Source organism: Paenibacillus sp. NPDC057967 (assembly GCF_042887015.1).
Lineage (GTDB): Bacteria > Bacillota > Bacilli > Paenibacillales > Paenibacillaceae > Pristimantibacillus.
Genome location: NZ_JBHVQB010000002.1, coordinates 636,290 through 647,291 on the forward strand (window position 1 = coordinate 636,290; position 11,002 = coordinate 647,291).

General features: G+C 47.3%; 11 protein-coding genes. 8 read left to right on the forward strand and 3 right to left on the reverse strand.

Going from position 1 to position 11,002, the window contains the following annotated elements:
* Positions 1-169 precede the first annotated feature (169 nt).
* A complete protein-coding gene (locus ACFVSO_RS07290; RefSeq protein ID WP_387471599.1) occupies positions 170-748 on the forward strand; it encodes a stalk domain-containing protein in 579 nt (192 codons plus the stop codon).
* A 65-nt stretch (positions 749-813) separates the two neighbouring features.
* On the opposite strand, the gene ACFVSO_RS07295 is transcribed toward ACFVSO_RS07290, so the two are convergent.
* Positions 814-1,629, reverse strand: coding sequence for a DUF368 domain-containing protein (locus ACFVSO_RS07295; protein ID WP_387471601.1), 816 nt, complete (start codon positions 1,627-1,629; stop codon positions 814-816).
* 161 nt (positions 1,630-1,790) lie between these two features.
* Positions 1,791-2,438 carry a DUF1232 domain-containing protein gene (locus tag ACFVSO_RS07300; protein ID WP_387471604.1) on the reverse strand — a complete coding sequence of 216 codons (648 nt, stop codon included), beginning with the start codon at positions 2,436-2,438 and terminating at the stop codon, positions 1,791-1,793.
* Positions 2,439-2,620: 182 nt separating this feature from the next.
* Here ACFVSO_RS07300 and ACFVSO_RS07305 point away from each other — a divergent pair, with 182 nt between their 5' ends.
* Entirely contained in the window at positions 2,621-3,685 is a 1,065-nt protein-coding gene (locus ACFVSO_RS07305; RefSeq protein ID WP_387471606.1) for an LCP family protein, read from the forward strand.
* A 118-nt stretch (positions 3,686-3,803) separates the two neighbouring features.
* Positions 3,804-4,934 carry a rod shape-determining protein RodA gene (gene rodA / locus ACFVSO_RS07310; RefSeq protein WP_387471608.1) on the forward strand — a complete coding sequence of 377 codons (1,131 nt, stop codon included), beginning with the start codon at positions 3,804-3,806 and terminating at the stop codon, positions 4,932-4,934.
* A gap of 94 nt (positions 4,935-5,028) precedes the next feature.
* Here the strand turns inward: rodA and ACFVSO_RS07315 are convergent, their stop codons facing one another.
* Positions 5,029-5,769: a stalk domain-containing protein gene (locus ACFVSO_RS07315; RefSeq protein ID WP_387471610.1), complete on the reverse strand. Its 741-nt coding sequence runs from the start codon at positions 5,767-5,769 to the stop codon at positions 5,029-5,031.
* 207 nt (positions 5,770-5,976) lie between these two features.
* On the opposite strand from ACFVSO_RS07315, the gene ACFVSO_RS07320 reads away from it, so the two are divergent.
* The 5 genes from ACFVSO_RS07320 to ACFVSO_RS07340 all read left to right on the forward strand — a co-directional run.
* Positions 5,977-6,456: a GNAT family N-acetyltransferase gene (locus ACFVSO_RS07320; RefSeq protein ID WP_387471612.1), complete on the forward strand. Its 480-nt coding sequence runs from the start codon at positions 5,977-5,979 to the stop codon at positions 6,454-6,456.
* 38 nt (positions 6,457-6,494) lie between these two features.
* Positions 6,495-6,992, forward strand: coding sequence for a phage tail protein (locus ACFVSO_RS07325; RefSeq protein WP_387471614.1), 498 nt, complete (start codon positions 6,495-6,497; stop codon positions 6,990-6,992).
* 40 nt (positions 6,993-7,032) lie between these two features.
* Entirely contained in the window at positions 7,033-7,530 is a 498-nt protein-coding gene (locus ACFVSO_RS07330; RefSeq protein ID WP_387471617.1) for a phage tail protein, read from the forward strand.
* A gap of 11 nt (positions 7,531-7,541) precedes the next feature.
* Entirely contained in the window at positions 7,542-8,078 is a 537-nt protein-coding gene (locus ACFVSO_RS07335; RefSeq protein ID WP_387471620.1) for a phage tail protein, read from the forward strand.
* Positions 8,079-8,268: 190 nt separating this feature from the next.
* Positions 8,269-11,002, forward strand: a 2,734-nt coding sequence (locus tag ACFVSO_RS07340) for an InlB B-repeat-containing protein (RefSeq protein WP_387471622.1), incomplete at its 3' end; no start/stop codon positions are given.

Consider the following 11,002-nt stretch of genomic DNA (forward strand, 5'->3'; position numbering starts at 1 on the left):
GAAAGAAGGGGAATTGAAACATAAATAGGCGTATTCTCGTATGATGTCTTGTGGTAATAGGTTGAAAAAAGTAGAAAACTTGAGATAAATAATACTGCTATAGAAATATTTAATAACGTCCAAAAATAGGATGCTATAATAGAATGAAACATAAAGAGGAGGAAAAAACTTGAAAAGAGTTAGAGACATTTTAACAGGCGCAGTTATTGGCGCATTATTAATGGTGGGGACAACGGCGGGTTATGCAGCGGTGAAGCAGTATGTATTGACGGAAGCTTCTTATCCTATCTTTGTGAATGGCACGAAGTATGAGGATAAACAAAAACCTATCTTGAACTACGGGGGCAGCACGTATGTGCCGCTAGCTAACCTGGGGGATCTTACAGGGGTCAACTACCAATGGAATGAAGCAAAGAAACGTGTTGAAATTGTTGTATCCGGAGTGAACACGCAGAAGAAGGTATACGGCGAGTATACGAAGGATGTTCCTAACTTTGCGTCGGTGGTAGGTATCTCTGACGGCAAACGTATTGAAGCCTCCGACAAGAGCCACGTTCTGTATAAGTATGATGTGACAGATGCAACGGATGGCAATCTGACCAAATATGTAACCGCACTGGAGAAGGCCGGTTATGTCTATGAAGCGGATACTTCGACTGGTAAAATCGTCTATTACTCCAAAGGGAAAACAGTTGTAGGCTTATGGATTGAAGGCTATGACTTCTATGTCTTATTAACTAGCGACTAATCTTACCTAATAAGAGAGGCTCTGCACTCGTTCAACGGAACGAAAGCAGAGCCTCTTTAGGTATATCAAGCCTTTTTTCTTAAGCTGAATAGCAGCGTGGCAGCAATGCCAAGGACAAAGGTCAACACGCAAAGCAACAGTGTGCTTGTATCATCCGCCAGCCCAGGATACATGACCACTACAGAACCCATGATCATCCCAATCATAAGCGCGTAGGTCAGATTGGCATGGTGGGTCAAGAGCGCTCGAATCGCTTTGCTGCTCACGACGAAGCCGATCATAACACCAGCGCCGATGACCGCAATGAGCAAAAAGTCCAGCGAAGACAGCGCATTGATGGCAGTCGGGTATACGCCGATAATCAATAGCACGAAGGAGCCGCTAATGCCAGGCAGCAGCATCGCCATGCTGGCGAGCCAGCCCGAGAAGAACAGGCCTAGCAGAGTTAAAGCGGAACGGTCGTCAATAGGCAGTCCCGATTTGTCTGCGTTGAAAAAAGCGAGCGATGCGACAAGCAAGCCCGATAGGACTAGCAAAATAACATGTCCAGGGCGAAAGTTCTTTCTAGCCCCGGATTGACGCAACAGAAGCGGCAGTACGCCGATAACTAGTCCGATGAAGAAAAACTGCGTCGGCTCATAGTGATGCTCCAATAAATATTTGATGAGACGGCTGAAAACAAGCAAGGCTGATCCCATGCCAACGGCTAGCGGAATCAGGAATCCGATCTGGCGCCTCCAATTTTTGCTGAAAAACCCGCTGATTGCTGCAAGCAACCGCTCATAAATGCCTAGCATGACGGCAATCGTGCCACCGCTTATTCCGGGGACGAGATCGGTAATGCCCATAAGTACCCCCCGGTAAAGATTCCTCCACTCCACTGTGCTTCATTCCCTCCTCTATAATCTGGTCTATCGTATCTTATTTTGGAGGGGGGATCAACCTAGATTGACAAAAAAGTAAATTTCATTGCTAAATTGTCAACATGCTAGAATGGCCGCTATGAACAGAGGATATGGAATCAGGAGTTATAAATGATCGTCTAGCTGAAAAAAGTAGGGTTCTTCAGATGCAGCTTTTGCGCCACATGATTCACAGCGATGGCATCATCAATATAACCGAGCGGGAAAATATAATCCGGTATCAGGTCCGTCGGGATAATAAAGTAAATCAGTGCGCTTCCGATAAGCGCCCGCTCCCAGGTTCCTTTGTTCAGACGATACTTGGTGTACATATCCTTCAGAAATTGTATATACGGTCCAGTGCTTCCCGCTTTGGACAGCTTCTTATCGAATTTTTTCAGGATCATAGTCTTTCCTTCATCCGTTTGCGAGAACAACTCGTATTTGGACAGCTCTTGTTCCATGTTAGTCATGCTATAGGTTTGTGTACTCAGATTAGAGTGCGCTAGAAGAGATTGTATGTCGGCAATCGATGATTGCAGATCCGTCAAGCGCGGCTCGACGGAATAGCCTGCGGCGAAAAACAATTCCGACACTGGCAATTGAAGGCACTCGGCAAATTGCTGCAAATGTTCAGGTGTTGCCTTGCGCTTCCCATTAATAATACGCGAGATCGTAGCCGTATCGACAGCTGTGAGCTCACTGAATTTTCGCAAAGAGAGACCGCGCTGCTGCAGCTTGCTCTTGATAAGTTCCCCTAATGGATTCGGGCGATTCTGTTCGCTCATAATGAATGCACGATCCTTTCCTTCGTAATGGCTCCTTGCTCTTCTATTATGCGATATGGAGTCTACGGTTTTCAATGAATATATCGGTCTGTTGACAATTTGTCAACGAATTCGATATATTAGTGTCAACGTCGCGAAGACGTTTGTCTATGTCGCGTTCAGCATCAGGAGGGGTCGTTCGTTTGAGGATCAATCGATTGCATATGGTATTGTTAGTCGTGTTGCTGGTTCTTGCAGCAGGTTGTTTTGCGGTGTATAAGCAGATGTCAGGAACGACCATTAATTTGGATAATTCAATTCTTGATAAAGAGCTGCTGGAGACGATCCGGGGCCAAGAAGATAATGAGAAATTCGAAGATGGTATAGAAGAAGTCAAGGAAGACTTCTATATGCTTATCATCGGTCTTGATCATAGCGACAGCCATAGCGGCATGAATACGGATACGTTGTTGCTTGCGCATGTCATTCCGCAATCGAACAGTATGAAGCTTCTATCGATTCCGCGGGACCTCCGGGTCACCAATTTGCGAGGGACTGGCGCGAAAGTTAATTCCATGTTCGCCAGCGGATATCAGTATGCGGTACGCGAAGCACAGGATCATCCGGAGCTGCTCTCCGGCAAGAAAGTCAAGCTGGGACAGTTTACGTTCGCTGAGGAATACATAAGCTCGGGAATGGTTACGACAAGAGAGACGATTGAGCGTTATTTCAACATAAATATAGATTATACCTTTCTCGTATCCTTCGAGACGTTAACATCTATGGTGGACGCGGTGGGCGGAATTGAGATCAATGTAGAGCGGCGTATGGAATATGATGCCCCCAGCGAAAATATGTTCATTCGGCTTTATCCAGGTCTGCAGGTGCTGGACGGGGAGCAGGCGCTGCAGTATGCGCGGTTCCGCAAGGATAATCGCGGAGAGGCTTACCATTCTAATGATTTTGATAGGGGCTTGAGGCAGCAGCAGGTCATTACCGCATTGGTACATAAGCTGACCTCATGGAACAGCCTTCCGAAAACCTTCGAGATCGTGGACATCGTCACCTCCAACCTCAAGACGGATATGGCACCAGGCACGATGCTTTCTATGGTGAAAGCTTATTATGGCAAAATTGATAGGGACCAAATATACAGCTTGTCATTCCCTGGACAATGGCAAAGTCCGTTCGTGGTGGTGGACGATGAGAGTTTGGAAGAGTTGATGGAGCAATTGACCTCCATGGACGCTCCCGACTTGGCTAGTTGATTCGACAGTAGCAACTTATTGAAATTATTGAATGGATTACTTCCAGTTTTGTACAATAGGGTTGAACGGTTAACGAGATCGAAATCTCACTCGATCGGAAAGCAGGGACTAATTAGAAATGATGTTTCAAAAGGCTAAACGATTGGATGGGATCATTCTCGGAATCGTATTCTGTTTTGCACTCATTAGCACACTGGTCATTGAGAGTGCTACGATGGGGACACGCTATGAAGGGCTGCATATCGCGAACATTGAAATGTATGCAATTATGGTGATTCCAATGCTGCTCGTCGCGATGATGGATTATCGGATCATTGTTCGTTATTTGTCTTATCCTTCCTATGTAATCGGTGTGATATTGCTCATCATGGTTCTAGTCATTGGCGTCAATCTGAATGGTTCTACACGCTGGATCGAGATCGGCTCGCAGCAGTTCCAGCCTTCCGAATTGATGAAGATCGCCTTTATTCTGACGCTGGCTCGTTTTTTTGGTAACCTAAACGGACAATCTCCACGCTTCTGGAGAGACATCGTACCGTCGTTTGTTCTGTTTATCATTCCGTTTTACCTGGTCTTCAAGCAGCCTGATCTAGGGACTTCCATTGTTTTTATCAGTATTCTCGTCAGTATATTGTGGATGGCCAACATGCAGTGGAAGCAGATCGTCATCGGATTGTCTGCTCTATTGGTGGTGGCAGCTGGCGTAACAGCCTTATATTTTGTGCAATTCGATCTCTTCTCCAAGGTGATCAAGCCGCATCAGCTTGAGCGAATACAGACTTTCATTGATCCCACGCTGGACCCGGAGAATAGCTGGCATGTAAAAAATGCACAGACGGCGATCGGTTCAGGTGAACTGTACGGCAAAGGGTTCATGCAAGGAAGTCTCGTACAGGGTGGCTATGTCCCGTATCATTATGCGGATTCCATCTTCGCCGTTATTGGCGAGGAATTTGGCTTTATCGGGTCAACGCTGCTGCTTTTGCTTTACTTTTTACTCATTTATCGAATGATTATCATCTCTTACAAATGCCAGAATCGGGCGGGCTCTTATATCATTGTCGGTATTATCGCTATGCTGGTGCTGCAGATATTCGAGAACATCGCGATGCATACCGGGCTAATGCCGTTAACGGGTATCGCCCTGCCTTTTGTAAGCTATGGCGGAAGTTCATTATTAACGAATATGCTGTCGATTGGCTTGGCGCTGAGCGTTCACATTCATCAAGATCATCCATTGGCAGAATAAGTGTCTTCATTTCTCTTTTCTCATGACAAGACCCGCAAGCGGGCCGCTGTATGTACAGCACCTGCTTGCGGGTCTATTTATTATGCAGATTGAGTTAGCCCAGGATGAGGCTCCTGTACTTGTAGTAGCCTTGCATGCCGATGATGGATCCATCGGTTGATTTGCCATGCCCCGAGACGAATGCATCGAGAAACTTATTGGTTAGCGCTTCAGAATCGGGGTTCAGATAGATGTCCTCCAAATAATCGAGTCCGTCGCTGTAATCATCGAGAGCGCCTTTGTAGAGTGTAAATGCTTTGGTGACATCTTTGGTATCTACGCCAATGCTTGTGAACAATTTCTTATACGCCTCATACTCTTTCAGCAAGCTATTATAGTTCTTGGAAGCTGTATTGTAATAGTCATAGCATTTGTCCAGCGTGTCGGTTTGGTCGTAGTAGATGATATCATCGTATGCATCCATCAGGCTATCGGCCAAATCCATTAATCGTAGGCCAAGGTCGTCCAGCGTTTTGTAGAAATCCATCGCTTCCACGTAGTTAATAATTTGTTGCTCTCCGTCGGATTTGACAGGGGCATTCGATTCTACATTTACTGTATAGGTTGATGCATCCCATGTCGACTTGACTCCGGCTTGCTCCAGCATGGACAAAGGCACCATGGTGCGACCTTTTAATATAACCGGCGGAGTATCCTTCGGAATAACCTCTTTTCCATTAATGACAAGCTTGACGATGTTATAACCCTCGAACGTCCCCCACTTTGCAGCAGCGCTGACTACCCCGACAGCAGCTAGGATTAAAACTAGCGACAGCATGATAACTTTCTTCTTCAATTGGCATTCTCCTCGGTTGGAAAAATGGTATACGAACACTAGTATAGTAGGGAGGAAGTAAAGTGGAAAGAAGAAAATGACAAATGGTTAAACGTAACTTGCATATATCGACAAAATCATTGGTTAATCACATAAAATTAACTAGAATTAAATAGATTTTCGGTATAAACTAGTAAATATGCATTAAATGGCAGGGGGGTAAAAGTCATGGATGCTCAAAAAGCCATTACGTTTGACCCCGTCGAGGAAGGTCTAAATGATCAATCCTTTCAATATGAGGTATACGCAAGTACCCGATTGGAGGAGATGAAGCTAATGGGCTGGGATGAAATCCAGCAGGACGCCTTTCTTCGGATGCAATTTATGATGCAGCAAAGGTCATACGCCGCCCGTTACCCCGATGAATCCTATCAGATCATTGTATATGACGGGGTGAAAGTCGGCCATCTGTTGGTGGCGAGAGAGGATACAACCATTCGACTAGTAGATTTGGCTATACTCCCTCACTACAGAAGTAACGGAATCGGAACCTTTGTCATCAACAATCTTATGCAAGAAGCGCTGGCAACGGGGAGGACAACAATGCTGCATGTCATGAGGTCCAATCGCGCAATCAGGCTCTATGAGCGCCTTGGCTTTACGAAGTCGGCAGAAAATGAAATGTATGTCGAAATGATCTTTCAATAGTGTTACCGCTTACAATTCTATGCAAGAGGTGAATTCATATGAGTGATCAATATGTTGGAGAGATTCGAATGTTTGCTGGCAATTACGCTCCAGTGGGCTGGGCGCTGTGCAATGGTCAACTGCTGAGTATTTCGGAGAATGAAGTATTGTACGTAGTACTAGGGACGACTTTTGGCGGCGATGGACAGACTACGTTCGGAGTGCCCGATCTGAGAGGGCGAGTTCCGATTCATACCAGCAGCGCAATGCCATTGGGTAGCCTTGGCGGAACGGAGACGGTCACTTTGATGACGCAGCAGCTTCCAGTTCATACGCATATTGCTTCAGCTACTACGAATACCGGCAATCTAGCTTCTCCCGAGAATGCGGTATGGGCTTCCATAACGAATTATTCGGATGATACAAGCAAGGTCGTGTCGATGGGTGCGAATGCGATTACTCCATCAGGCGGAAGCCAGCCGCATAACAACATGATGCCAACGACAGCTGTTTCTTTTATTATCGCGCTTGTGGGAATCTTTCCTTCCGAAGGTTAAGGCTTCTACCTATCACTATTTTATGAAATGAGGGATTAAGATGGCTGAACCATTTGTGGGAGAGCTGCGATTGTTTCCTTTTAATAGAACCCCGCGCGGTTGGATGCCTTGCGAAGGACAACTGATGAATATTCAAACTAATCAGGTGCTGTTTTCCTTGATTGGCGCAACGTACGGCGGAGATGGCAGAAGCAATTTTGCTCTTCCGGACTTGCGTGGACGGGTGCCTGTCCATGTAGGCGCGGGCATTAATTACGGTTTATCGGCCGGCGAGGCGAACCATACCTTGACGGTGAATGAAATACCTGCACATACGCATCAGGCGCTGGCATCGTCCAATCCGGCAGATGTGCCAGATCCGCAAAATCAAGGATGGGCAGGCGTTAGTGACCGATATGGCGAAGCGACGGCATTGACGAGCATGAATGCTGGTGCCATCGGCACTTCGGGCGGCAGTCAAGCCCATTCCAATATGCAGCCTTATCTGACTGTGCGATATTGCATTGCTTTACAAGGCATATATCCACCAAGACAATAGGAGGGTAAACCATGGATCCGTATCTCGGAGAGATAAGAATATTCGCAGGGAATTATCCGCCTGCAGGCTGGGCGCTATGCAACGGACAGCTGATGCAAATTCGACAATTTACAGCTTTATATAGTGTCATTGGCGTTCAATACGGCGGTGACGGCAAGTCGACCTTCGCATTACCGAATCTAACGGGACAAGCTTTAATGGGAACTGGCCAAGGACCGGGGTTGTCGCCGCGTACGATCGGACAGCAAGTGGGAACCAAAACCGAAACCTTGATGAACGATCAGATGCCAAAGCATACGCATGTCCCGCAAGCGGTCAATGAACCGGGAGCGTCTAGCAATCCGGCGAATCAGTATTGGGCGGAGACTGCGGCTGGAGGCCGCCCGCCAAAGCAGCTACCTCTTTACAATGGTCAACAGCCGAATGTTCAGATGCTGCCGACAGCTCTGTCTGTACAAGGTGGAAGCCAGCCGCATAACAATATGCAACCGTTTCTGGCAATGAACTTTATTATCGCTTTGGAAGGTGTATTCCCTCCAAGACAGTAATAACCGAAGACATAAACCTTATAAGATTATCATGCCAACATGACAACTGCGTAGAGCAATCGGCTCTATGCAGTTTTCTGTGTTATTAGTATCAGAGTTCAATAAATTGAATACCTATTGCCGCGTAAGTGGACAGAGTGTTGCATATACATCATAGGTTGGCGGATGTAGGAAAGAGGGAAGGGTTCGAATGAAGAAAGATAGCATCGCTACGCATAAAGGGGCATACAGTACGATTCGCGCTGTGATGCTCGTTGTGGCTATGATAACAACGACTCTATGGGGAATTACCAGTTTTGGAATTGAAAAGGCTCAAGCAGCGTGGCAAGGGACCAATAATGGGACTTATGATTTTGGCGGGCCGTTAACGGTTTCTGGCGTTTCTGGTTTTAAGAAGAGCGGGGACAAGTTTTTAGTAAGCAATGGATTTGTTAATGATCCGGGAACCACGAGTTTATGGTCGGAGGCTCAACAAGCTTCTAATACAACAGGTCATTTTGTATTAAAGGCTGAGGGGACAACGACCAACAAGTTCTTCACCTTTAAAGATTTTGGATTCAGCAGTTATGATATGGGCGGCGGTACAGGATATCAGCTGTCTCAACTGTCTGTTGTGTTAAAAGATCATAACAATCAAATCATTCAGACTCTGAATAATTCTGCGAACGTTAGAATTACAACCACGATTACGCAATTGTCGGCGCTGCTAGGTGCGTCTTCAAGTTATTCTATTCCCAATGTTGCAATCGTGGAGATTACTTGGAAGTTTACTGATCAACTAGCGCCGTCAAATATAAACTTGGAGAACATTACGATATCTGATGTTAGTACGGGTTACAATGTTGTATACAACGGCAATGGTCAATCAAGCGGTGTAGCACCTGCACCTTCCAACAAAGATTATATTGGTACAATCATAACGTTATCTGATAAGGGCACGTTGGTACGTGATGGATACACATTTGCAGGTTGGAACACGAAAGCGGATGGAACAGGAGCTACATATCCGGCAAATTCGGCGTATACGATCACTTCATCCGATGTTACTTTATATGCAAAATGGGAGCCGAGTCGCTATAGTGTAAGCTACAACGGGAATGGTTCCCAGTCTGGAACTGTTCCGACCGATAGTACTACGTATCTTATGGGTCAAACGGTGAACGTAGCACAACCAGGAACATTAGCCAAAGCCGGTTATGTCTTCAAAGGCTGGAATACGTCCGCTAACGGTGCGGGCACTGCCTATGCGGCAGGTTCAACGCTGACGATGGGCTCGGCTAACGTGACGCTGTATGCACAGTGGGAACTCATCACATTTACGCTGAGTTACAATGGCAACGGAAGTGACAGTGGCACCGTGCCAACAGGCGGTACGCATGCTCCGAGTGCGCAAGTTACTGTTGCCCAGCAAGGCAGCTTGGAGAAAGCAGGCTATTCATTCGAGGGCTGGAATACGAAGGCGGATGGAACAGGAACTGCTTATGCAGCAGGTTCCACGCTGACGATGGGTTCTGCTAACGTAACGTTGTATGCACAATGGGAACTGATTACGTACACGCTTAGCTATAACGGCAACGGAAGTGACAGCGGCACGGTGCCAACAGGCGGTGCGCATGTTCCGAGTGCTCAAGTTACAGTTGCCTTGCAAGGCAACTTAGTGAAAGCAGGTTATTCGTTTGAGGGCTGGAATACGAAGGCGGATGGAACAGGAACTGCCTATGCGGCAGGTTCAACGCTGACGATGGGCTCGGCTAACGTGACGCTGTATGCACAGTGGGAACTCATCACATTTACGCTGAGTTACAATAGCAACGGAAGTGACAGTGGCACGGTGCCAACAGGCGGTGCGCATGCTCCGAGTGCGCAAGTTACTGTTGCCCAGCAAGGCAGCTTAGTGAAAGCAGGTTATTCGTTTGAGGGCTGGAATACGAAGGCGGATGGAACAGGAACTGCTTATGCAGCAGGTTCCACGCTGACGATGGGTTCTGCTAACGTAACGTTGTATGCACAATGGGAACTGATTACATACACGCTTAGCTATAACGGCAACACCAGTGATAGCGGTACGGTTCCAACAGGAGGCTCCTTTGTACCGAATGCACAAGTAACGGTTGCCCAGCAAGGCGACTTGGAGAAGGCGGGCTATACATTCGAGGGCTGGAATACGAAGGCGGATGGAACGGGCGATACGTATGCAGCAGGTTCGACGCTGACGATGGGTTCCGCTAACGTGACACTGTATGCACAGTGGGAACTCATCACATTTACGCTGAGTTACAATGGCAACGGAAGTGACAGTGGCACCGTGCCAACAGGCGGTGCGCATGCTCCGAGTGCGCAAGTTACTGTTGCCCAGCAAGGCAGCTTGGAGAAAGCAGGCTATACATTCGAGGGCTGGAATACGAAGGCGGATGGAACAGGAACTGCTTATGCAGCAGGTTCCACGCTGACGATGGGTTCTGCTAACGTAACGTTGTATGCACAATGGGAACTGATTACGTATACGCTTAGCTATAACGGCAACACCAGTGATAGCGGTACTGTGCCAACAGGTGGTGCGTATGCTCCGAATGCTCAAGTTTCAGTAGCATTGCAAGGTGACTTGGAGAAAGCAGGCCACTCATTCGAGGGCTGGAATACAAAAGCGGACGGAACGGGCGATGCATATGCAGCAGGTGCCACGCTGACAATGGGCTCGGCTAACGTGACGCTGTATGCACAATGGGAACTGATTACGTACGCGATCAGCTACGACGGCAACGGAAGTGACAGCGGTACTGTGCCAACAGGTGGTGTGTATGCTCCGAATGCTCAAGTTTCAGTAGCATTGCAAGGTGACTTGGAGAAAGCAGGCCACTCATTCGAGGGCTGGAATACAAAAGCGGACGGAACGGGCGATGCATATGCAGCAGGTGCCACGCTGA